This window comes from Actinomycetota bacterium (genome assembly GCA_009923495.1).
Lineage (GTDB): Bacteria > Actinomycetota > Actinomycetes > S36-B12 > UBA5976 > UBA5976.
This window is the reverse complement of the sequence record RFTJ01000004.1, coordinates 25,874-49,239: the sequence shown is the minus strand read 5'-3', so window position 1 is coordinate 49,239 and position 23,366 is coordinate 25,874. Positions and strand designations below refer to the sequence as shown.

Sequence of the window (23,366 nt, the reverse complement as noted above, 5' to 3'; positions counted from 1 at the left end):
TAGAGTGGGAGTGTGAAGCTCACTACTCGCCTGTGGCTTTTTCTTGGCCTTGTCACAACCGTGATGGCTGCGGTGTCCGTTTGGGAAATTAGGGCTTATGACCAGGCTAGAACTCAGGTCAACACCTTAGTCCCAGAAGATGCCGATCTAGTACGAGTTGGAAATCAGCTTGTCGCCGTACTTACTATTTCAGCGATAATCAACTTGATCATTCTGGCTCTTGCTACATATTTTGCAAGGCGTTGGGTTGTTGTCCCGCTCCTTAGGCTGAGTCGACTTTTGCGCAAAGTCGCGAACAATGATCGCACAGTTGAGATTAAGCCGGTTAATGGAGCACCAGAAATCCGAAATATTTTTGCCGACTCTGAATCCATGCGAAAAAGTTTGGTTACCGAAATCGCCCGCGCTGATGAGCGAAACAAAGACCTGTTAGATCAGATCCAATTAACAAAGTCTGCAGAAAAATCACTTAATTCAAATGCGCCGATGGTGCGTGAAGTCAGATTTGCGTTAACTCCAAGGTTCAGGCGCAAAGACATCCACCCCCTAAATGTTGACTCCTATGTACGAGCAAATGCCGGCGTTACATCGGGCGATTGGTGGGACATTTTCTCCAATCGAGAGTCGCATTACCTAGTCCAAGTCGATGTTGAAGGGCACGACAACGCCTCAGCGATTGCTGGCCTGCAGACGAAAGCGATCTTTGCCGCAGCAATCGCAGCGGAAGTAGAACTTCATCGCATAGTTAAATCGGTCTCAGACATTTTGGTTCCTGATGACACCGATGAGTATCCGAAATTTAGTACCGCATTCGTGATTGAGATTCCCAGAGACATAGGCAAGCCTGCTAGTTGGCTTAGTGCTGGCCACCCTCCAGCAGTTTTAGCTAAGGGCGATGGCAGCAAGGTGCTCTTAAATTCAAGTGGCCCAATGTTGGCAGGATTCGGGCAAGTTTGGGACATCAGACAATTCTTTTTTGAACCAGGCATGAAACTCATTGTGGCTTCAGATGGTTTACATGAATTGCGAAATAGCGATGGAAGCGAGTTTTTTGAAGTCGATCAGATTGTTAATGCCCTAACTAAAGTGTCTACAGAATCAACTCCTCAAGAAGTTATCGAACAAATTGTTGACGACATGCAAGCCTTTGCTAAAGACGTCAATTTTGAAAACTGGGAAAAGCAGGATGACATTACGATTGTGGCAATTAGTCGGGAGTCAGTATGAACGATGGAGTCAAAATAAGAAAAGTCATTGAGAGGCTGCCCGGTTATAAAGCTGGGGCCGCCGCTGTGGCCATCGCAGACCATGAGCCATTCAAGCTATCTAGCAACGAAAACCCACTAAATCCACTACCGAGCGTTGCATTGGCAATTGCTCAAGCGGGGCAAGAGGTAAATCGATATCCAGACCCAAGTGCGTCGGCATTAGTGAAACGCATAGCGAGCGAGTTCGCAGTAGCAGAATCCAGCATTGCTTTAGGCACTGGCTCGGTAGGAGTTTGCCAGCAAATTGTGCAGGCGCTCTGTGATGCTCAGGATGAGGTAATTTTTGCTTGGCGCTCATTTGAGGCTTATCCAATAATTACGGCCATAGCTGGTGCAGTGGCGGTTCGGGTTCCACTTACTGATGATGGATCGCACGATCTTAGAGGAATGCTTGATGCCATTACGGATCGAACCCGACTAATTTTTGTCTGCACCCCAAACAACCCGACAGGAAACATCGTTAAGCATGCTGACCTAGTTGAGTTCTTAGGCGAAGTGCCAAAACACATTCTCGTTGTTGTAGATGAGGCGTACATTGAATTCAATTGCGACGAGGACGCAACTGACGGAATTTTGGCATACAAGAACCATTCCAATGTAGCCGTGCTGCGCACCTTCTCTAAGGCTTACGGATTGGCAGGATTACGCGTTGGTTATGTGATTGCGCCGGAAAATGTTGCTGAGGCAGTTCGCAAGACTGCTGTTCCATTCGGAGTGTCATCAGTTGCTCAAGCAGCAGCCATTGCATCGCTAGATCACAAATCTGAATTACTGGAACGAGTTGCCGAGTTAGCGCAATTACGAACCTGGTTTGAAGCCGAGTTAGCCAAGTTAGGATTTGACCTGCCAAAGAGCCAAGCAAATTTTGTGTGGCTGGGTTTGGGCAGTCGTTCCGAAGAATTTACCCAAGCCTGCGCTTGTGTAGCCATAGCCGTGCGTTGTTTTGCAGGCGAGGGTGTGCGAATCAGTATCGGCGAACGGGAAGCGCTTGAAAAGTTACTTCCAATTTGTGCGCACTTTATCTAGTCGATTACTCGCTCAATAGTTTTTTAACTAAGGATGCGACTTGACCGCCGTCAGCGCGTCCAGAAACCTGCGGCTGGACAATTTTCATGACCGCTCCCATAGCACTAGGACCAGCCTGTCCACTTGCGGAAACTTCGGCTACCGCACTCGCGATGATTGCAGATAGCTCATCCTCAGACAGTTCCTCCGGCAAGTACTTCTTGATGACCGCAAGTTCTAAGTCTTCTTGCGCGGCCAATTCTGGTCGACTTGCATCGGTGTAGGCAACGCTGGCTTCCTTACGTTTCTTTGCCTCACGGTTTAGTACAGTGACTACTTCTTGATCACTTAATTCGCGGGCTTGCTTTCCGGAAACTTCCTCATTAGTGATAGCAGCGAGAACCATTCTGAGCGTAGAGACAGTAAGTGTTTCTTTACTGCGCATTGCGTCATTTAAATCGGCCTGCAAAGTTTCTTTCAGTGAGTTCATGATTTCTCCTAATCAGCAAAAGTCTATGGGTTTGGTTCAGTGGTCGGAGCAGGATCTGTCGGCGTAGGTGTCGGTGGTTTTGTAGGCGCAGATGTTTTCGTTGGCCGACTGGTTGGCGTTCCTGCTGGTCTATTAGTCACATTAGAACTTGGACTTGCAGAAGCACTAGGAAAATAGCTAAAGAAGTTATTAGCTGCATTACACTTTTCTAATTCGGCACCCGTCATGTTCGGACATAAACCAAACTGTCCGTAATTGTCGTAACCGCCAGCGTTAAGTCCAAAGAGCGTCTTCAATCTCCATTTGGTCTTTGGTGTACCTGCTAATGCCCCGGCCATCGCATCTCGCCAGATGGGACCTGGTAATAAGTATCCGTAAACCTGGGCGTAGTAAGTCCCATTAATCGTTACATTGCTCATCGGATATTGTTGACCACCTCTTGGGTCCCCGACCCAAACAGCAGCGGCTAAGTCTGGAGTGAAGCCAACAAACCAAACCGCAGCATGGTTATCAGTCGTTCCCGTCTTACCAGCAGCTGGGCGATCAAAGTACATCTGTGCTCCCGTTCGACCGCCAAGTGGACCATCAATAACCCCAGCAAGAATTGCAGTAACACTGTCAGCGACCTTTTCATCCAATACCTGACTACAACTTGGCGAGGGAGTATCAATTGCCTGGCCGTCACGGTCAGTAATACTAAGTATCGCGATGGGATTGCAGTGTATTCCGTGTCCAGCAAAAGTAGCCATTGCCTCAGCCATATCAAGTGTGGTTACATCAAAACAGCCCAGCGTGAAACAAGGTAGTTCTGGAATGTCTTGGCCATTGCCCAGGGTCACACCTAGCGATTTAGCGATAGCCGGTGGATCACAGATTCCCGTTTGTTCCTCCAAGCCGACGAAATAGGTATTTACAGAATAGGCAGTTGCCTGCAACATGTTAAATGTTCCAGAACTGGTGGAGTTTGCTACCGTCCAAGGTTCTCGCAAATTGCCAGTAGCACAATCACGGAAATTGTAAAAAGTCTTTCCAGATGGTGAAGGAATGTACTTGAACGGACTGATTCTTTGCTTAAGCGCTGCGGCAAGTGTAAAAGGTTTAAATGTCGAACCCGCTTGAAAACCAACGGTCCCATTGTGATTTAGGGGAGCACCATAATTAATAGTCGTCTTACCGATGCCGGAAGTGCCCCAAAGCCGATTTTGGGCCATCGCAACTATTTCGCCGGTTCCAGGTTTCATCATGGTGATTGAAGTTGCCTTTTGGCTTGGATCTTTGATCGGAATATATCGAGCTACCGATTTCTGCGCTGCTAACTGAGCCTTAGGGTCAAGGGTAGTTTTAATCGTCAGCCCGCCAACGTCAAGTAAATGAGCTCGAATTTCTGGAGTGGCACCAAAGGTCGGATCATCTCGTAAAACAGTCAAAACATAGTCGCAGAAAAATGGCGACTTTGAACTCGCACATCCATTTGGGATTATTGAGGGCTTTAGGTCAGCAGAGATGGGTCTAGCTATCGCGGTATCTGCTTCATCTTGAGTTATGTCACCAGTTCGTAACATCGCCGAGATGACTTCATTCCTGCGAAGTTCACCAGCTTTAGGAAATTGAATTGGGTCGAAACGTGATGGACTTTGTACTAGTCCAGCTAATGTGGCCGATTGAGTAAGCGTGAGTTGACTAGCGGTAGTTGAGAAATAGCGCCGAGCCGCGGCTTCAACTCCATAAGCACCACTGCCAAAGTAAGCAATGTTTAGGTAGCCTTGCAAAATCTGCTGCTTAGATAGTTTGTTTTCTAGACCAATGGCATATCGGGCTTCTCGAATTTTACGGCCAAGCGAAGGCTCAATGGCCGCCTTTTGCTCTTCCGGAGTCTGTGCGGCAGCCAATAATATCTGCTTCACATACTGTTGAGTGATCGTTGAGCCACCTTGAACTTGGGTCCCAGAGCCAGTGGAAATGAGTGCGCGAAGTGTTCCGCGGACATCAATCCCGGCATGTTGGTAAAAGCGCTGATCCTCGATGTCAATAACAGCACGCTGCATAACTGGGGCGATATTCTCAAGTGCAACCTCAATACGATCTTGCGAAAATAGGGTGGCGATTACATTACCCTGAGCGTCAGTAATGGTGTTCTGTAGCGGAAGCGGAACATCAGTTAGATCGGCCGGAAGCTGAGAAAAACCATTGGCGGAGTTCTTGGTAATTAGTCCCAAAGTTCCCACTACAGGGATAGCAGCGATACCCGCAACGATGCCCGCAAAGCCGACAAAAATCGCCATTTTCAGCAGCAAACCAAAACGAGGTTCAGAAGTTTTTGAATCCTCGGCTTTTGTCATAGTAGTTCCATGCTAAACGCAGGAATGGGCAAATGAGAACTGCCACTGCTGTTTGGAAAATTCCCGAATTGGGTATTGACAACAATGTGGCGAAAGTACGATGCTTATGTCATCGGGTCACGCACATAGTGTGCGCTACATCGACAAAGAAGTCGAGTGTGAAGGGATACTTAAGTGCAGTCTGACTGGAATGACAACTGGAACAATGAAGCCGCTTGTGTTGATACTGATCCAGACATGCTTTTTGTCCAAGGCGCCGCACAAAACCGAGTAAAAATTATTTGCGCAGGTTGTAATGTGCGCACCGAATGTCTGGCTGTTGCTCTCGACAACCAAATTGAATATGGCGTCTGGGGGGGCATGACCGAACGAGAGCGACGTGCATTATTGCGTCGCCGCAGCAATGTAACCTCATGGCGTGAATTACTTATGAGTGCCCGACAAGAGTATGGCCGCGTTGATCCTGTGGCATTTGTGCGCCAGGCATAAACAGTCACCCGTCCTACCGAGACAAAATAAAGTCTGCGTAAAGTAGACCTGTGACTAGCGTTGTTGAAAACCGGTTAGCCGAATTAGGAATTACATTACCGTCTGTTGCCAAGCCGGTTGCTTCATACATTCCGGCAAAGCGTAGCGGAAATTTAATTTTTACCTCGGGTCAGTTGCCCATGAAAGACGGCCAGTTATTGGCTACCGGAATCCTCGAGGTTGATGTTGATGTTGATGTTGCGTACGCCTGTGCTCGACAGTGTGCATTGAATGCGCTTGCAGCGATTAAAGAATTGATTGGTGATCTAGATAAAGTAACTCAGATTGTAAAGGTCACTGGATTTGTAGCGAGTCACCCTACATTTACAAATCAACCTGCGGTGATAAATGGAGCAAGTGAACTGCTTGCTGAAGTGTTTGGCGATGCTGCAGCTCATGCTCGTTCCTCTATTGGGATGGCAGTGCTACCGTTGAATGCTCCCGTTGAAGTTGAACTGATTGTTGAGGTTTCAGACTAAGTCCTCCTGCCAATTTGTGGGATTTTAGGTACAGTCAAGTTAGACCGAATCTTTATTCGGAGTAGTTGATTCGCTTTCCCAGCGAGTTGGAGTTGATAATGGACAGTAATTTGCCAGACGCACCATTATTCAATGCACTTGATGAAACCTCAGCATTGGCTCTGCGTGATTCAATGAACTCCCAGTCCTTAAAAAAGGGTGACGTACTTTTTCAAGAATCAGATTTAGGTGATCAGCTCTACTTAATTACTGAAGGCAAAATTAAGTTAAGTCACACATCAAGTGATGGCAGAGAATCGCTGTTTACCGTACTAGGCCCAGGCGATATGTTTGGCGAGCTATCAGTTTTTGATCCCGGGCCACGAACATCAACCGCTATCGCAGTCACCGATGTCCAAGTACTTGGCCTGAAGCACGATGTTCTACGACCTTGGTTAACTGAGCGCCCCGAAGTTGCCCAGTCTTTACTGCAGGCTTTGGCGAATCGCTTGCGCCGAAATAGTGAAACTATGTCAGATTTAGTTTTTGCAGATGTGCCTGGCCGCGTAGCCAAAGTGTTGTTACAGCTTAATGAGAAATTTGGTGTTGATTCAGCAACGGGGCGTGCCGTCCCACATGATTTAACGCAGGAAGAGATTGCTCAACTAGTCGGCGCATCGCGTGAGACCGTCAATAAGGCGTTGGCAGATTTTGTATCCCGAGGCTGGATTAGGCTGGAGACGCGAAGCGTTCACATCTTAGAATTAGGTCGGCTACAAGGCCGAGCAAAGTAATTACAAAGGTTGCTAGTGTGCCAAAGACAGAGCAGGTCACAAAGTTAAGCACCAATCTAGAAACCGCTAAAGAGTTAACCACTAGAGCCCGGAAGATTTTTTCAATTCTTGGGAAGATTTTCCCCGAAGCGAAATGCGAACTGGATTTCGCAACGCCACTCCAACTTCTCATTGCGACAGTGCTGTCTGCTCAGTGCACAGATAAGCGAGTCAATCAGGTAACACCTGCACTTTTCACCGCATACCCAGATGTCAAGGCACTCGCAAAGGCTAACCGTGAAGAATTAGAAGACCTAATTAGATCAACGGGGTTTTACCGGAACAAAGCGACCTCAATTTTAGGTCTGGCGAACGCACTAGAAGCAAAGTTTGACGGCAAGGTGCCAGGCACACTTGCAGAGTTAGTGACTCTGCCCGGTGTTGGGCGCAAGACAGCGAATGTTGTTTTGAGCAATGCCTTCGAAGTTCCCGGAATCACGGTGGATACGCATGTAGGCCGAATAGCAAGAAGACTCGGCTGGACAAAAAACAGCGATCCAGTAAAAGTTGAATTTGATTTGATGGAAATTTTGCCGAGTAAAGATTGGACACAACTAAATCACCGCCTCATATTTTTTGGTCGCAGGATTTGTCATGCCAAGAAACCAGCATGTGGAGCCTGTCCCGTAGCAAAATTGTGTCCATCATTTGGCGAAGGGCCGGTGGATCCAGCAGCTGCTGCCAAACTCGTAAAGACTGGTGTCGAATGAGACGCGCACTTCTTGCCGCCCTACTCCTACTCTTGACAGCTTGTAACATATCAAATCAAGCGGGAGACTCCGCTGGTACACCAATAGTTGGTCCCACCAAATCTGTATCAGCTGCATCACAAGTTCCTAATGTTGTTTTGGCTGACTTAGCCAATGGCGAGAAACTTCATTTTGCTGAACTACCAATGCCAACTGTGATAACTTTTTGGGCTTCGTGGTGCACAACTTGCCGAAAGGAATTTGAACTTTGGCGCGACCCTAGGCTCGCTTCGAAAATGGTCGGTATCAATGTTCAGGATGCGCAGGCTAGTGAATCACTTCGCCATGCCGCTTTCGAATTGATGCAAACTAACGGAACATCATTTCCAAGTTATGTCGATTCCAAGGAAGTGCTAACTGGAGAGTTAGGGATTATCGGATTACCGGTCACTATTGTTGTCGATAGTACGGGAAGAATCATAAAACGTCATGATGGTGTAATTAGCAAAAAAATGCTCTACGATTTTGTAAAGCTAAGTTAGAAAAGAGTTTTCGGTGGGACTTTCAACACTCGATTATGTACTTGTGGGCTTCATAGTTTTGGTTACCCTCGGCGGCTGGCGTCGAGGTTTGATTGTTACAGTTTTTTCAATTCTAGGTAGCATTGCAGGCGCAATCATTGGTCACTACCTTGGCACTAACTTTGCTGCTGGTTCGCAGGCTACAGCTACTCGATGGGCCATCGAAGGCCTCATCTTCATAATTGCAGTTTCATTAGGAAATTCAGTCGGCGCATTTGTCGGAAAGCGAATCAATAAGGCGCTGTCTTGGGAACCAATTCAGTTAGTTGATCATCTCTCAGGCGGAGCCCTTTCATTTGCTGGCTGGACGTTGGTAATTTGGATTGCCAGCACTTCAATTATTGCTTCACCATTGCCAAAAATCCCGACTGCACTTTCCAATTCCAAGGTTGTGGTCACTATTGATAAGTACTTGCCAGCCAATGTTCGCAATCTTGTTGATGATTGGCGACATATGAGTTCCCTGTCTCTTAATTTGCAGAAAACGGCAGACTAGAGCTGTCAGATACTGTAAAGATGTCTAAGGAAACTCTGTTCGAAAGCGACGCAACATGGGCGATGAGACTTTAGAAAACCTACTCAGCGAAAATCGAATCTTTGCGCCTTCGTCCGAATTTGCTCAGCAAGCCAATGCCAAAGCAGACCTTTATGACCAAGCACAAAATGATCGATTAGCATTTTGGGAACAGCAAGGAAGTTATTTGCAGTGGGATAAGCAGTGGTCGCAGACTCTAGATTGGTCGCAAGCACCTGTAGCAAAATGGTTCGTCAACGGCGAGCTAAATGTAGCTGTTAATTGTGTAGATAGACACGTCGCTCAAGGCAATGGAAGTCGGGTAGCAATTTATTTCGAAGGCGAGCCTGGTGACACCAGGGTAATCACCTACAAAGAGTTGCAAGATGAAGTTTGTCGCGTAGCCAATGGGCTAACTGAACTAGGTGTCCAAGACGGGGATCGGGTGGCAATCTATTTGCCGATGATTCCTGAAGCTGTATTTGCGATGTTGGCATGTGCTCGAATAGGTGCGATTCACTCCGTGGTCTTCGGTGGTTTTTCTGCTGAGGCATTACGAAGCCGCATCGAAGATGCATCTGCCAAATTGGTTATCACTGCCGATGGCGGTTTCCGCCGCGGTAATGCTTTTGCACTAAAGCCGGCTGTCGATGAAGCTGCAAGCAGTGCCCCAACTGTAGAAAAAATATTAGTTGTAAAGCGCACCGGGCAAGAGATTTCATGGAACAACACAACAGACATCTGGTGGCATGATCTCGTTGCTAGACAATCAACGACTCATAAGCCAAAATCATTTGATTCCGAACACCCCCTTTTCATTCTCTACACTTCGGGGACGACAGGTAGGCCAAAAGGAATATTGCACACAACTGGTGGCTATCTAACACAGGCAACCTACACACATCGAGCCGTTTTCGATATCAAGCCTGAAACTGACATCTATTGGTGCACCGCCGATGTTGGCTGGATTACTGGCCACTCGTATGTTGCTTATGGCCCTTTGGCAAACGGTGCTACGCAAGTCATTTACGAAGGCACGCCAGACACTCCTCACCTAGGACGATGGTGGGAGATTGTTGCGAAGTACGGCGTAACAATCTTGTATACCGCTCCAACTGCAATTAGAACTTTTATGAAGTGGGGCGAAGAAATTCCAGCAAAGTTTGACCTTTCGAGTTTGCGCTTACTCGGCAGTGTTGGTGAACCGATTAATCCAGAAGCATGGATGTGGTATCGCAAAGTTATTGGCGCCGATACCTGCCCCATCGTGGATACATGGTGGCAGACCGAAACCGGTGGGTTAATGATTAGCCCATTGCCTGGCGTTACTCCATGTAAGCCAGGATCGGCCATGCGACCACTGCCTGGAATCAGCGCAGAAATTTATGATGAGCACGGTCAATCAGTAGGCAATGGAAGTGGGGGCTATTTGGTATTGACCGAGCCGTGGCCTGGAATGTTGCGTGGCATCTGGGGTGACCATGATCGTTTTGTTGAAACCTATTGGTCGCGTTTTGCGGGCAAATACTTTGCTGGTGATGGCGCTAAGTGGGATAACGAAGGTGCAATCTGGCTATTGGGTCGAGTTGACGACGTTATGAACGTATCGGGACACCGAATTTCAACCACTGAGGTGGAATCGGCATTAGTTTCAAATCCGATGGTTGCCGAAGCTGCTGTCGTAGGTGCTAGCGATGAGATGACCGGACAAGCGATTGTTGCTTTCGTTATCTTGCGTGCGGGTGTTCAGGATGGTCCTGAGGTTGCTCAGGAATTGCGCAACCACGTAGCAAAAGAAATTGGTCCAATCGCAAAGCCGCGTCAGATTTTGGTAGTAGCCGAGCTACCAAAAACTCGATCCGGCAAAATTATGCGACGGCTACTTCGAGATGTAGCCGAAAACCGCGCCTTAGGCGATGTGACCACACTGGCTGACCCAACAGTAATGAATTTAATTGGACAAGGCCTGAGCGCGGGAGTTGACCAAGATTAGTTCGCAGCCATCGATTCGACTCGCTATCAGGTAGCGTCGTACGTGTGACTGAGGAGAATGTATTTCTAGAGCCAATCCAGCCACCAGAATCTGGTCGGATAGCGCGAGCTTTACGCGAAGAAACCACTGGTGGTCTGCTACTGATAGCCACGGCCGTAGTTGCTTTAACTCTTGCTAATTCGCCGCTAGCTGGTATCTATGAATCATTTACTAAATTCAAATTTGGCCCTGATGCACTAAACCTTCACCTTTCGGTTGCGCACTGGTCGGCTGATCTACTTTTAGCAGTTTTCTTTTTTGTCGTCGGCAATGAACTCAAGCACGAGTTTGTTAAAGGCAGCTTGGCTGATCCAAAAGAAGCCTTAGTTCCGATTGTCGCCGCCATAACCGGCATGGTATTCGCCGGTGGAATTTTTCTACTTTTCAATGCTGGCAAAGCCGGAGCGAGCGCCTGGGGAATTCCAATCTCAACCGATGTAGCTTTTGCTCTGGCGGTGCTTGCCATCGCGGGACGTGGATTACCACTAGAGCTGCGGTCCTTTCTTTTGACTGTTGCTGTCGTCAATGATCTGTGTGCAATCACGGTCATTGCTATTTTTTATGATCAGGGATTTAATGCGAAAGAGTTTGTAATAGCACTGGCATTCATCGCAATCTTTGCCCTACTGCAAAGGCGATACCTAACTGCCCTTTGGCTTAATCTTCCAATTGCACTTTTGGCATGGTACTGGATGTATCAAAGTGGTATTCACGCAACTATTGCTGGTGTGGCACTTGGCCTTGCAATGAACGTTGGGGCTAAGAGTGATGCCGGAGAATCTCCAGCTGATAAGGCCGAACATAAGTTGCGCCCAATATCAGCTGGAATCTGTGTGCCAATTTTTGCTTTTACTTCTATCGGCATTTCGCTGGCCGACAGCTCAATAACCCAGATGATTAGCGACCCATTGACATTAGGGATCATATTTGGCCTGGTAGTTGGACAACCGCTTGGTGTAACTCTAGGCGCATTTCTAACCACGAAGTTAACTCGTGGCACTTTAAATCCAACATTGACTTGGTGGGATGTTTTAGTCGTTGGAACACTGGCCGCTATTGGTTTTACCGTTGCATTGTTGGTGTCGGAAGTTTCATTTCATGCCAACACGGAACTATTAAAAACAGCCAAGTTCGGGATAGCGCTCACAAATGCTGTGGCTATTGTTGTTGCAGTGCTAGCAGTCCGAATGCGTAATAAGGGTATTAGGGCAAATAGTTCCTGAATAGAATTTTCCCGACTAGCCTAGAAACAGGAGGCCACAGTGAGTGATAACAATAAAGCGTCTTTAGGCGAAATGATTGAATCAATTGTTTCTGACTTTACGACGTTAATCCGTGGCCACATTGAGTTAGCCAAATCAGAAGTACTAGAGAGTTTCCGCAATGGTTTGCAGTCGTCGGCATTTTTCCTGATCACCTTCGGCCTTGCCAATTTCGCCGTGACTTTACTGCTAGTTGCGGCTGGCTTTGGGCTAGTCGCCGCAGGACTGCCAGCTTGGGCAGCATTTCTAATTCTGGGACTGGTTATTTCGCTCTTGGCGGTCGCTTCACTTTGGTTCGCGATCCGTCGTTTCAAGCAAATCCGGGGTCCAGTGAAAACCATTGCTTCGCTAAATGCGACAACGGAAACCATTCGTAGCCAGTTCGAAGATTAATTTTCTTGAATATTTTGCTAATCGCATCGAACAATTTCACCTAACTGCTTGCGAAAAATCGCAAACTTAGCCACGCTAGTTCTGCTTACGCAAGTAGGTAGTGTCGTGACACCCCCGTTTCGATACTGAAGACCTCCTCAACCCCCGAGGAGGTCTTCCCTTTTCACATACCTGTTTAGTCCACAGCCCCAAATTTTGCTTTCAATCCAATTAAGCCTTTGCGTATTCTCAAAAATTCGGAAAGGAATGAATTATGGATACTGTACTTTTCAGTTCAAACGAGGCACTAATTGGCGAGTTTGAGGCGATTGCCACTCTAGCTAATGCTCACGTCCAAGTTTTCAGCGAAATTTCTGGTCACAGCCCGAGGTCTGGAGTCAGAATATTTGTTGACCATGAGTTTGATGGCTTTGGTGAGAATTCTGAGTTAGTTAGTTCGTGGCTTTCAGATGAATCCGATGTTTCCTTAGTTCTTGCCGGTTCTCCATCTCAAAACACATGGCGCATCGCTGCACAAATCCGCGCAAAGAACATCGTGCTGATGCCAGAATCTCGCGAATGGTTAATTGACTATCTACAGAGTCGGCCAAGCCAACTAGCGCCCGTAATTTGCTTAGCAGGAGTAAGCGGCGGAATTGGAACCACTACATTAGCGCTATCGATTGCTCGCAATTTCGCACTGCAAGGAAAATCGGTTGTTCTAGTCGACCTGAATCTTTCAAGTGTCGGTCTAGAGATTTCTGCTGGTGCTGAAAAACTTTCCGGACTAAATTGGGCGAAACTGATTTCTGATTTCGACCAGGCCAAGGGCCGAGCCATAATTGACGCCTGCCCAGAAATTGGTGGAATTCGCATCCTGGCGAATGCTCAAATCTTTAGTTCAATTGATGATGGCTACCAGATCGACGTAATCAGTCGAATTCGAGAGCACTGCGATTTAGTGGTGATCGACTGTGGTGTTTGGCAACCAGCCATGGCCATAAATCGCGAAAATGATTTCCAGAAATTTGTTTTGTGCGCAAACACCGTGCGAAGTTGTGCGGTAGCTAAGTCCATTTTTGCTAGACCCGATTTTTTTGGTTATGAATTAATTGTTCGCGAACTGCCTGGATCGGCCCTAAGTCCAATTTCCATTGCAAAGTCACTTGACTCTCCTTTGACTTTGACTGTGCCGAATGATTCAAGAATCTGCGAACTTGCCGAGCAAGGGCATGCAGTAATTGGCAGCTCTTTAACAAAGTTCAATCGCGTAGTGAGCCAGTTTTGCCAATCCCGAATCAAGAATGATTATGTCCGCGCAGTGGCGTGAACAGGTAAATCAAATCAGAGCGAGATTAGCGCTTCAGGAAAGTTTGCTCTCTGCGCAAACCATTGCAGCAGCAGTTAGTTCCGAGCTTCCACTTTTAGGTAATGCAGAGAAACTTGAAGTTTTTGATGAACTAGTAACACACATAGATGGTCTCGGCCCACTTGATCGACTGAGTAAACAACCCGGCGTAACTGATATTTTGGTTAATGGATTTTCAGATGTTTGGTTTGACGATGGGCACGGGCTCCGAAGAGCAAACATCGCATGGAACTCCGAAAGCGAGTTACGGGATTTCGTTGGACATCTAGCGAATCAAGCGAGCCGTCGATTAGACGAAGTTCAACCGTTTCTTGATGCACACCTACCTTCAGGAATTCGATTGCATGCGGTTATACCGCCATTAAGTACAGTAGGCACTTGCTTATCGTTACGAATACCGCAGCAAATATCATTAAGCCTCACAGATTTGCAACTAGCGAACATGTTTGATGATCAAGTGCTCGGGATTTTAAGAAAAATTGTCTACTCAGGCTTGCCATTTGTCATTTCAGGCGGCACGGGTTCTGGAAAAACTACTTTGCTATCGGCCTTACTTTCGGAGGTGCCACATGATGAACGCCTCCTGATCATTGAAGACACCCATGAACTTAAAGTCGATCATCCTCATGCTGTCGGCCTACAAGCCCGGAATTCTAACTCCGAAGGTGCAGGAGAAGTGACACTTCGAACACTGGTTAGACAGGCGTTAAGAATGCGCCCCGATCGGGTAATTCTAGGCGAGGTGCGCGGCGCTGAAATTGTTGATTTAGTCACGGCACTTAACACCGGGCATACAGGAGGATGCACTACCATTCACGCTAACTCAGCCAATGATGTGCCCGCACGAGTTGCAAGTCTGGGCTTACTTGCAGGAATCCCAGTAGTTGCCATGAACAACCTATTTGCCACAGCAATCAAAGTGATTATCGAACTAGTGCAAATCAAAGACGGAACAAGAAAGGTGGCAGGCTTTCATTTGATTGAAGAGTTCGAGGGCATTACTCGTGTTACTCAAGCTGTTGATCAGCTGGGTATGCATTGTGATGAACAGACACAGATCAAATTTCATGAACTACTAGAGCAAAAATGCAGATGAAGTTAGCACTACCTCTAATCTGCGTTGTACTTGGATTGCGACTGTGGTTCGCACCGCTAAGTAAACAGCAAACTAGGCTACGGGTTCCAAAATTACTACAACATGCAACACCCCGGATTACTGATAACCAACTGATCTCAGTCTTGAGCAGCATTCGACAGCTTGTTACTGCTGGGCTACCAGTGAGCACAGCAGTGAGTTCAACTTGCGCAGTAATGCCAGCGTCACTTTTCCCAACTGTAAATAACTCCACTACAAATTCAGCACATCTGCTTAGGTCATTTTCTACCGATGTGGATAGCCTGAGTTCACCAGAACTAATTCGATTAGTGAAGATACTGGAACTAAATCAAAAGGTCGGATCTCCTATTGCCCAGTCCTTAGACTTGTTGATTGCCAATGCTCTAAGTCGCCAGGAGCGGAATAACTTAATTAGGTCCGAACTAGCGGGCGTGAAGGCAACTGTTCTAGTACTTGCATTACTGCCGCTATTGGGAATGTTTCTCGGCCTGATATTAGGAATAAATATTCCCTTTTGGATAATTTCAGAGCCGGTAGGTCGAGTCTGTCTGGTGCTATCGGCTACATTTGAACTTCTTGGAATTTTCTGGATCAGGAAATTGATTGCCAGGGCAACTAGATGATGAGCAATCGTTCAATTTGGAAGAATCTAATGTTGAGCGTGCCGCTAATCACTTTAGCTCGGTTTCCACTAAATCTCGCACTTGCAATCTCTGCCTACTTCGTTTTGGATCGCTTAGTGCCAAGACTTCGTCGCTTTGATTCTGAAAGCGTTAAGAGGCTTTCGATAGAGCAACTTTGTGACTTCGTAGAACTATATGCACTAGGTTCAGCTGCCGGGCTAACATCTATGGAATGTTTGAACTTAGTTCGCGAAGATAGTGATGCCACCTTGGCCAAGCTAGCCAATGACATCATTGCAAGGTGCAACCTAGGGGTAAGTCTTAGCGAATCACTGAACTTCGAGTGCAAAGCCCATCCCGAATTTGTTGAAATAGCAAGACTTATAGTTCGAGCAGATTTGTATGGATCACCAATTCTCGAGTCATTACAAATTGAGCTTGCATTAATGCGCAGTCGGCTTGCCGGGGCTGCATTGCAGAAAGTGAAGTCCCTTCCTATCCATTGCGTGTTTCCGTTAGGGTCGTGCTTCCTTCCAGCATTTTTTCTCTTAACAGTTGTTCCGATTGTCTTTAATTTAGCTTCGCAATTGCTACCTGCGATTTCCTAAATTGGAATCCATTAGTCCACAGCAGTCAACAATCCCCAAAATCCATTCATCCATTTGCGATTACACCTGCAGGTTTCAAAATTGCTAAACCAACACCCATTAGAAATAGGAGCAGCTATGTTGAAAAGAATCGGACGAATCGACATTACATCTGAATTAGGTATGACTACGGCCGAGTATGCAATCGGAACCGTAGCAGCGGCGAGCTTCGGGGGCATCCTGTTGAAGATTTTGACCAGCTCCGGAATCGAGCAAATTTTGGCAAAAGTGATCCAACAGGCATTCGCTTTCATCTTCAGCTTGTTTAGTTAGTGATGAAGAGCTTGCCGTCAAGGGTGAACCATCGAGCATGGTTCACCCTTGACCACGGCTTTGCTACTGCGGAATTTGCTGCAGTCTTGCCCAGTCTGATACTTGTTGCAGTCACTATTTTGCAAATTCTCAGCCTTTGCTGCACACAGATTCAGATCCAAAGTATGTCTTATCTCATTGCCAAAAATGTAGCTCGAGGAGAGCTCGTTAGTGATCTACTGGCTAAGGCAAATAATGGCGGAATGCGAGTTGAAGAATTTCGAGACGGAAAATACTTAACGGTCAGAGTGACTACCGATAGAGCGCTCGGTGTATTACCCAAGAAATTTTCGATCCACTTAGTTGCTGAAACAGTTAGCGATGTAGAGCCACACTTACAAGGTGATTCTCGGGGAACTAATGTCGATTAATGAAGATAGAGGTTCTATCACTTTAGTTTCGATTTATATCGCTATGGCCACCATTTTGATGTCCTTTCCATTGTTTTGGCTGGCTAGTGCAGCTCTAAATTTCTTGCGGGTTACCCAGGTAGCAGATGTTGTGGCACTTTCAGCTGCTCGGCAGTTAATCGCTGACGATCCAAATCCTTGTAATACTGCAACTCAGTTGGCAGAACTAAATGGCGCTACGCTTATGGATTGCACAGTGTTATCCAACAGTGTCCAAGTAAAAGTAGGCAGCGCATTACATTACGGACCTTTAGGATTTGCGTCGAAATTGATAACAGCTAGTGCTAACGCTGGCCTCTGGCGCAAGGAAGGTGAGTTGTAATAGATTGGAAGTCTAGGAGAACCAAATGTTGCTAGCGGTAAGAAGTAATGAGGACCACACAGTGGTGTCTGTTGAAGGCGAAATCGACTTGTCGAATTCGGATGACCTAGATGAGGCAATCATTCAAGCACTCAGTAATTCCACTGCTCGGATTACTGTCGATCTAACTGATGTCACATTTTTGGATTCCAGCGGCTTAGGTGTAATCGTTAAAGGCCTCAAGCGTGCCGCTGAAGCGGAGTCCACATTCGATGTCGTTGCTTCCAATGAGCGGGTCCTCAAAGTATTTAAAATCACTGGATTGGACTCAGTAATAACTATCTTTTCAACACTTGAAGACGCATCTAGTCACTAATTAGTGCGATTTTCCCGATTACCAACCTTCGGATAGAGTAAGTCCTTGTTGTAATAAGCGCCCGTAGCTCAACGGATAGAGCGTCTGACTACGGATCAGAAGGTTTGGGGTTCGAATCCCTACGGGCGCGCATGGCCACCTGTGCAAAATCCCATAACTACTCACCCTGCTGCCTAGCTGTTTACCTGGGTAGGCTTTCCACATGATTGCTCAACGCAGGCTTGGACCGTTTACAGTTTCCGCAATTGGCATGGGATGTATGCCACTATCGTTCCCGCACGATCGTGACCCAAATTTAATTAATGAACCAGAACGAGCGATTGCCGTCATCCATGCAGCTTTGGATGCAGGGATAACGTTGCTGGATACGGCAGATATTTATGCTCCCACTTGGAACACCATGGGTCACAATGAGACTCTTGTTGGCGAAGCATTGCGCAGCTGGAATGGAACACCAGATGAAAAAGCCAAGGTAGTTATTACAACTAAGGCTGGAATTACGCGTGAAGAAAACGGCACAATGTTTGGACACTCAGGCAGGAACTCTTCCAAGCACTACCTATATCGAGCGGTCGAAGCCTCGGCATCAAGAATGGGCCTTTCAAAAATTGCCCTTTGGCAACATCACCGCACTGATCCAGCGATTTCTTTTGAGGAACAGTTTGACAACGTCATGTCACTTAAAGAGCATGGATATGTTTCTGAAATCGGACTTAGCAATGTCAACGCCCAAATGCTCCGGCATGCAATTAAGGCTGGTGGAACTCCACAAGAGGGTGGCGTTATCTCGGTGCAGAATGAATACAGCCCGAACTATCGGCACTGGGCCGACGTCATCGACATTTGCACCGAATACGAAATAGCATTTCTACCATGGTCTCCACTAGGTGGTGGTGGCAATTTCAAGCGGTTAGGTTCAGGCGAGATCGGCTCATTTGCTGCCATGGCAGAGCAAAAAGGGGTCTCGGCGTATGCGCTGGCAATCGCCTGGCATCTTGCGCAATTTCCAACTTCTATTCCAATTCCAGGCGCATCAAAATCAAGTTCCATCCTTGATTCAATTGAAGGAACAAAACTGATACTTTCCGATGATGAGATCGCCGAACTCAATGGAAGTTGTCCAAAAGATACCCCATTAAATTGGGAACTTATTGATATTGCCCAGGTGGCCCAGTAATCCACTTGCGCAAACACGTAACTTTTTTCTAGAGCAGAAAGTTAAGTTTCGCATCACATTAACCAAATGAGGCCTGCCCTATGCTAATTGGTATGCACACATCTAGCATAATTTTGGTTGCAATCGTAACTTTTGTGGTTCTGGAATACGCCTTTTGGGCAGCAGTTAATTTCCTCAACGAACGCTCAAAAAATCAACCGCTTAGTCCGCAAGGCGCGGAAATTTTCAATTCGGATGAATATTCAAAGTCAATGGCCTATGACAGCGCCCGCTTCCGTCTTGAACTATTCACAAAAACGATTAGTACTGCAGTCTCGCTCTTAGCGATAACCCTTGGTTGGTTTGCCCTCCTGGATGAAAAGTTGCGCTCCCGAATTGATAGCGGACTTCTAGTCACAGTCAGTTTTGTTGGTCTGCTGATAATACTGATGGCAGTAGTTAAATTGCCCATCAATTACTACTCAACTTTCGTAATTGAAGAGGAATTCGGATTCAACAAATCAACTAAGGGTCTATTTTTTGCAGACAGCATTAAACAGCTAGTTTTGTCATTGCTTCTCGGCCTGCCATTACTTTATGCAGTGGCCTGGATTTATGATTCGTTACGAAATCAATTTTGGCTTGTGGCTTGGGGACTCTTTTCCGCTGTGTCACTCTTCATCTTTGTGTTCGGAGCGAGAATATTCCTGCCAATGTTTAACAAACTAAAACCATTACCAGACGGAGAATTGAGATCGGCCGTTGAAGAGTATTGTCAAACACAAGGATTTCCGCTGTCAAAGCTCTATGAAATGGATGCCTCGAAGCGTTCAACGAAACTCAACGCTTTCTTTTCTGGCATGGGCAAAGTGAAAATTATCGGACTCTTTGACACACTTATCGAAAAATTATCAGTCCAAGAAACTGTCGCCGTACTGGCTCACGAAGTTGGACATTACAAGCGCAAGCATGTCTACTCCATGTTTGCATTTAGTAGTGCGCAGACCTTAATCATCTTTTCACTAATGGGCTGGCTGCTGGGCAATTCAGACTTGTCCAAGGCACTTGGTGCCGAGCAACCGAGTTTTCATTTGGCGCTCCTCGCTTTTCTTTTGTTGTTCACACCGATTTCGACTGTGTCTGAACTACTCGGTAATTGGCTATCAAGGCGAAATGAATATGAAGCGGACCAGTATGCGATTGAAACATATCCAGGGTCTCGCGAATTTATGGATAGCGCTCTGAAGAAACTTGCAGTGGAGTCGTTAACTAACTTGAACCCACACCCATTATATGTTGCCGTTAATTACACCCATCCACCGATTTTGGCTAGGCTCGCTGCTCTACAAAAGCAACTATGATTCCAATCGCGAGTGTGTCGTGTCGATCAAGAAGCAGCATTCGCAAGATTGATAACGGCCTTCTTTTAATAACAGCCAGCTATGTCAGTATCTTTTTCATGGCCAGGCGAGTGACTTCGTAGCCCTCAGTTTCATAAAGTCTTAACGCCACCTTATTAAAGCCAAAGACCGACAGACTTATTGCAGTTCCAGAGTTATCTCGAACAAAACTCTCGATAGCTTTCATCGTTGCTCGGCCTAACCCCTTTCCGCGCTCAGATTCCGCAATTTCAATGTCATAAATAAACCATTCGGATTCATGATCGTTTAGCCAGACTGAACCAACAGGTTGACCTTCATTCATTACATTGAAGACATAGTTGCCGGGCAGTAAATTTCCAGCGGGCATAGTTTGCGAAATGTTTAATTGAACATTTTCTTCGGCTTCGAGCTCAGAACTTCCTGATCTAATAAGTTCTTCCCGGTATAAAACCCATATACGCTGGCGCCAAATTTCGAATTCCCGGTACGGCATTTCTATTAATGAAACCATGATTTCCTGTTCAAACTTTTTCTGAGAATTCTCAATTAACCGAGAAGTGGTCGCAGTTCAACTTTTCGATTACAAGCTAATGACCCCTGAGCTGCTATCTGCCTTGCTTCATCAAGGTCTTGCGCATTGATTAGCCAGAATCCACTCATGTATTCTTCTGAGTCTAGAAGCGGACCAGCATTTTGGATTCCGGACCCGTTTCGGTTGTCGATAACAGTTGCAGTACTGGGATCATTTATGCCACAAGCGATAATCCAATGCCCATTTTCACGTAGCTTGTCATTAAATTTATCGATGGCTGCAATCTCATCTCCAGAACCCGTGTTGCTTGCAGTGTCAATCACGGCAATAAGAAATCGCATAGCTGTCTCCTTGTGATTTATCTCTAGAAAAAACTAGTACCTAGCACATTTCGGCGCAGTCACTTCGCCGAATATTCGGTTTCCAGCAATTAATCCTTGCTGCCTATCTTCTTAACCGGAATCTGAATCTCATTTCTGCGCAGGAACCATGGTGTCCACGGTGGATCAAAGCGCGCGAATCTGGCATCGTCAACCTCTTGGAAGCCATCCGCTGCTAATTTGCCTTTGAGCACCTCTAGTTGATGTAGGTAGCGTTCTTTAGACCAACGACCAGAGAACTTTAGGACTGCAACTAACTCTTCCGGAAGTTCCCGAATATTTATCCTGGAATCATCAGGCGCAGGTGTATTACCTAGATGCATTTCACTGGGCATAACGAAACTTACTAAGTGGCTTTGTGAATTCAAATCATCAACTTCACCCTCAGTGAAACTGGCTGAAGGAGAAGGTATTTGGAGTACCGGGGCCGTCATGGCAATTTTATTTCTCGCTTCATTTTTGCCACCAATGTAATTGATTAGATAGCGAAAAGCTTCATTTGCAGCCGTTTCGAATTTTGCCGATATCTCAACTTCAGCAACCACACAGGGCTGATAACTACGCAACTCGTAGCCCTGCATGCGGTCGACTACTTTAAATTTTTGCTCTTCAGTCACATCTACAGATTATGTGGAAAATGACAAAACGGTAGAAAATCTTTGAGATTGAGGCGGTAGACCTCTGCTTTCCGAAGTCGGAAAGTCGTCGTAATCTTTCAGGAATTTGACATTTTGCTAGTGAAATACAAGTTAGATTTGAAAATTCTTAGGTTTATTTTGCAAAATCAATTGAGTAAACACTCAAAATGAGGGTGTTGTGCTCTAGATTTTTGCTATGACCATGACACCGCAATCATCAGATCGTTCAGAATCCTTGGACTTCACCGAGGAGTATCAAAAAGAAAAGGCCAATCTGCAAAAACATTTTGGCAGGCGCGAAATTTTATTCTTTACGATTTGCACGCTGGTCGGCGTCGATACCCTAGGTTCAATTGCCTTCTTTGGTCCTCAGGCATTTTCCTGGTTAGTCATTCTCGCCATAACCTTTTTCATTCCCAGTGCTCTACTGTTCGCTGAACTAGGAACTGCATTTCCAGAAGAAGGTGGGCCGTACCTATGGGCTCGATTAGCATTTGGCCGCTTAACAGCTTCGATAAATAACTTCTTTTATTGGGTAACTAATCCGGTTTGGTTCGGTGGCACCTTGACTGTTGTTGCTCTGACAGCAATCGAGACCTTCTTTTTAGGCGGAGCATCGCTTTCATCAACCTGGTTCTACCTATTAGGTTTTGCATTCATTTGGGTCGGCACCTTCGCATCAATTCTGTCATTTAAGGTCGGTAAGTGGGTCCCGATTTTGGGAGCTTTTGCACGCTTCATCCTCTTGGGCATTTTCTCGCTAACCATAATTATGTATGCGTCTAAATTTGGAATTCATGGCCCAACACTTGGCAGCTTTAAAGTCACATGGCCATGCTTTGTTGCAATAGCTGGCCTAATACTTTTCAACTATGTTGGATTCGAAAATCCAAATAGCGCTGGTGACGAGATGAAGGATTCTCAACGCGACGTTCCTTACGCTGTCTTCCGCTCCGCGATTGCCGCAATCCTGCTATACGGTATTCCAATTTTGGGAATCATTCTGGTATTGCCGGCAGATAAAGCAAGCAGTCTTGAAGGATTCATTGATGCCATTAAGGAAACTTTCACGGTATTTGGCCGCACGGTAGCCGAAGATGGCACTGTCTCCTTAGCCGGCTGGGGAACTGTTATGGGCGGATTCGCGGCAGTCTTATTGGTCTTGTGCGTGCTTTCTTCTGGCGTTGCGTGGCTCATGGGTTCAGATCGCGCCCTTGCGGTGTCAGGATATGATGGCGCTGCGCCTCGTTGGCTTGGAGTTTTCAGTGAAAAATATGGAACACCTGTTCGGGTAAATATGTTGTCTGGAATTCTTTCCAGCATCATCTTTGTGCTAGCTCGCGTAATTAGCGAAGGTAATACTGCAAAGTATTTCACTGTGGTCCTAGGCATCGCTGTTTCTACAACCCTCATGTCTTACATCGCAATATTCCCCGCACTCTGGAAATTGCGAGTTTCCCATCCAGATGTACCTCGTGTTTATCGGGCGCCATTCGCAAAATTCTTGAGCGTTTGGCTGACTTTGATCGTCTCTTTTGCAACGGTGCAGCTGTTAGCGCCAGGCTTGGGTGCTGGCTGGTTCAGTGGTGATTACCTTCCAGATGGCTGGGAAGAAGCCGAAAAATGGAAATACATGCTAACCGTTTCGATTCCGTTAGCAATCTTCGTTCTAATTGGTGTAATCTTTTGGGCGGTCGGAAAGCGCAATTTGCGCCAAAAATCCACAATTTATAGGTTTCCATTTAGTTAAAT

Annotated in this window: 27 protein-coding genes and 1 tRNA gene; 23 read left to right on the top strand and 5 right to left on the bottom strand. The window is 46.4% G+C overall.

The features are described from left to right. The first annotated feature begins 12 nt into the window (after positions 1-12). On the top strand, positions 13-1,227 hold the full coding sequence (locus EBS36_02780) for a serine/threonine-protein phosphatase (protein NBU32081.1): 1,215 nt from the start codon (positions 13-15) through the stop codon (positions 1,225-1,227). Further along, entirely contained in the window at positions 1,224-2,294 is a 1,071-nt protein-coding gene (gene hisC / locus EBS36_02775) for a histidinol-phosphate transaminase (GenBank protein ID NBU32080.1), read from the top strand. Before EBS36_02780 ends, hisC begins: the two co-directional genes overlap by 4 nt. 4 nt (positions 2,295-2,298) lie before the next feature. Here the strand turns inward: hisC and EBS36_02770 are convergent, their stop codons facing one another. After that, positions 2,299-2,763 (bottom strand): GatB/YqeY domain-containing protein, encoded by a 465-nt coding sequence (locus tag EBS36_02770; protein NBU32079.1) that lies wholly within the window; start codon positions 2,761-2,763, stop codon positions 2,299-2,301. A 23-nt stretch (positions 2,764-2,786) separates the two neighbouring features. Continuing rightward, a complete protein-coding gene (locus EBS36_02765; GenBank protein NBU32078.1) occupies positions 2,787-5,102 on the bottom strand; it encodes a penicillin-binding protein in 2,316 nt (771 codons plus the stop codon). 237 nt (positions 5,103-5,339) lie between these two features. Here EBS36_02765 and EBS36_02760 point away from each other — a divergent pair, with 237 nt between their 5' ends. The 20 genes from EBS36_02760 (at position 5,340) to EBS36_02665 (ending at position 20,043) form a co-directional block, all read left to right on the top strand. After that, positions 5,340-5,591, top strand: a complete 252-nt coding sequence (locus tag EBS36_02760) for a WhiB family transcriptional regulator (GenBank protein ID NBU32077.1) — start codon at positions 5,340-5,342, stop codon at positions 5,589-5,591. A 50-nt stretch (positions 5,592-5,641) separates the two neighbouring features. Further along, a complete protein-coding gene (locus EBS36_02755; GenBank protein NBU32076.1) occupies positions 5,642-6,109 on the top strand; it encodes a RidA family protein in 468 nt (155 codons plus the stop codon). Between the two features lie 98 nt (positions 6,110-6,207). After that, positions 6,208-6,882, top strand: coding sequence for a Crp/Fnr family transcriptional regulator (locus tag EBS36_02750; GenBank protein NBU32075.1), 675 nt, complete (start codon positions 6,208-6,210; stop codon positions 6,880-6,882). After that, positions 6,852-7,631 (top strand): endonuclease III, encoded by a 780-nt coding sequence (gene nth / locus EBS36_02745; protein NBU32074.1) that lies wholly within the window; start codon positions 6,852-6,854, stop codon positions 7,629-7,631. Before EBS36_02750 ends, nth begins: the two co-directional genes overlap by 31 nt. Then, complete coding sequence (locus EBS36_02740; protein NBU32073.1) at positions 7,532-8,152, top strand: TlpA family protein disulfide reductase; 621 nt, start codon at positions 7,532-7,534, stop codon at positions 8,150-8,152. The genes nth and EBS36_02740 overlap by 100 nt, the downstream gene beginning before the upstream one ends. 13 nt (positions 8,153-8,165) lie before the next feature. Further along, the gene (locus EBS36_02735; GenBank protein NBU32072.1) at positions 8,166-8,687 is read left to right on the top strand and encodes a CvpA family protein; all 522 of its coding nucleotides are present in this window, start codon (positions 8,166-8,168) and stop codon (positions 8,685-8,687) included. A gap of 55 nt (positions 8,688-8,742) precedes the next feature. After that, entirely contained in the window at positions 8,743-10,698 is a 1,956-nt protein-coding gene (gene acs / locus EBS36_02730) for an acetate--CoA ligase (GenBank protein NBU32071.1), read from the top strand. A 44-nt stretch (positions 10,699-10,742) separates the two neighbouring features. Beyond that, positions 10,743-11,960: a Na+/H+ antiporter NhaA gene (gene nhaA, locus EBS36_02725; protein ID NBU32070.1), complete on the top strand. Its 1,218-nt coding sequence runs from the start codon at positions 10,743-10,745 to the stop codon at positions 11,958-11,960. 39 nt (positions 11,961-11,999) lie between these two features. Beyond that, the gene (locus EBS36_02720) at positions 12,000-12,392 is read left to right on the top strand and encodes a phage holin family protein (protein NBU32069.1); all 393 of its coding nucleotides are present in this window, start codon (positions 12,000-12,002) and stop codon (positions 12,390-12,392) included. A 253-nt stretch (positions 12,393-12,645) separates the two neighbouring features. Then, positions 12,646-13,701, top strand: coding sequence for a hypothetical protein (locus tag EBS36_02715; protein ID NBU32068.1), 1,056 nt, complete (start codon positions 12,646-12,648; stop codon positions 13,699-13,701). Beyond that, the gene (locus tag EBS36_02710) at positions 13,676-14,836 is read left to right on the top strand and encodes a TadA family conjugal transfer-associated ATPase (GenBank protein NBU32067.1); all 1,161 of its coding nucleotides are present in this window, start codon (positions 13,676-13,678) and stop codon (positions 14,834-14,836) included. Before EBS36_02715 ends, EBS36_02710 begins: the two co-directional genes overlap by 26 nt. Beyond that, positions 14,833-15,480, top strand: coding sequence for a hypothetical protein (locus tag EBS36_02705; protein NBU32066.1), 648 nt, complete (start codon positions 14,833-14,835; stop codon positions 15,478-15,480). Before EBS36_02710 ends, EBS36_02705 begins: the two co-directional genes overlap by 4 nt. Beyond that, complete coding sequence (locus tag EBS36_02700) at positions 15,477-16,088, top strand: hypothetical protein (GenBank protein NBU32065.1); 612 nt, start codon at positions 15,477-15,479, stop codon at positions 16,086-16,088. The genes EBS36_02705 and EBS36_02700 overlap by 4 nt, the downstream gene beginning before the upstream one ends. 117 nt (positions 16,089-16,205) lie before the next feature. Next, positions 16,206-16,400 (top strand): DUF4244 domain-containing protein, encoded by a 195-nt coding sequence (locus tag EBS36_02695; GenBank protein ID NBU32064.1) that lies wholly within the window; start codon positions 16,206-16,208, stop codon positions 16,398-16,400. A gap of 2 nt (positions 16,401-16,402) precedes the next feature. Then, entirely contained in the window at positions 16,403-16,810 is a 408-nt protein-coding gene (locus EBS36_02690) for a hypothetical protein (GenBank protein NBU32063.1), read from the top strand. Beyond that, entirely contained in the window at positions 16,800-17,171 is a 372-nt protein-coding gene (locus EBS36_02685) for a hypothetical protein (protein ID NBU32062.1), read from the top strand. The genes EBS36_02690 and EBS36_02685 overlap by 11 nt, the downstream gene beginning before the upstream one ends. 25 nt (positions 17,172-17,196) lie before the next feature. Beyond that, entirely contained in the window at positions 17,197-17,526 is a 330-nt protein-coding gene (locus EBS36_02680; GenBank protein NBU32061.1) for an anti-sigma factor antagonist, read from the top strand. Between the two features lie 57 nt (positions 17,527-17,583). Continuing rightward, a tRNA-Arg gene (locus EBS36_02675) sits at positions 17,584-17,656 on the top strand. 72 nt (positions 17,657-17,728) lie between these two features. Next, a complete protein-coding gene (locus EBS36_02670) occupies positions 17,729-18,703 on the top strand; it encodes an aldo/keto reductase (protein ID NBU32060.1) in 975 nt (324 codons plus the stop codon). A gap of 80 nt (positions 18,704-18,783) precedes the next feature. Continuing rightward, positions 18,784-20,043 (top strand): M48 family peptidase, encoded by a 1,260-nt coding sequence (locus EBS36_02665; GenBank protein ID NBU32059.1) that lies wholly within the window; start codon positions 18,784-18,786, stop codon positions 20,041-20,043. Between the two features lie 79 nt (positions 20,044-20,122). On the opposite strand, the gene EBS36_02660 is transcribed toward EBS36_02665, so the two are convergent. The 3 genes from EBS36_02660 to EBS36_02650 form a co-directional block, all read right to left on the bottom strand. Continuing rightward, positions 20,123-20,575, bottom strand: coding sequence for a GNAT family N-acetyltransferase (locus EBS36_02660; protein ID NBU32058.1), 453 nt, complete (start codon positions 20,573-20,575; stop codon positions 20,123-20,125). 35 nt (positions 20,576-20,610) lie between these two features. Then, positions 20,611-20,937 (bottom strand): hypothetical protein, encoded by a 327-nt coding sequence (locus tag EBS36_02655; protein NBU32057.1) that lies wholly within the window; start codon positions 20,935-20,937, stop codon positions 20,611-20,613. An 89-nt stretch (positions 20,938-21,026) separates the two neighbouring features. Beyond that, the gene (locus EBS36_02650; GenBank protein NBU32056.1) at positions 21,027-21,593 is read right to left on the bottom strand and encodes a heme-binding protein; all 567 of its coding nucleotides are present in this window, start codon (positions 21,591-21,593) and stop codon (positions 21,027-21,029) included. A gap of 223 nt (positions 21,594-21,816) precedes the next feature. On the opposite strand from EBS36_02650, the gene EBS36_02645 reads away from it, so the two are divergent. Next, entirely contained in the window at positions 21,817-23,364 is a 1,548-nt protein-coding gene (locus EBS36_02645; GenBank protein ID NBU32055.1) for an APC family permease, read from the top strand. Positions 23,365-23,366 lie beyond the last annotated feature (2 nt).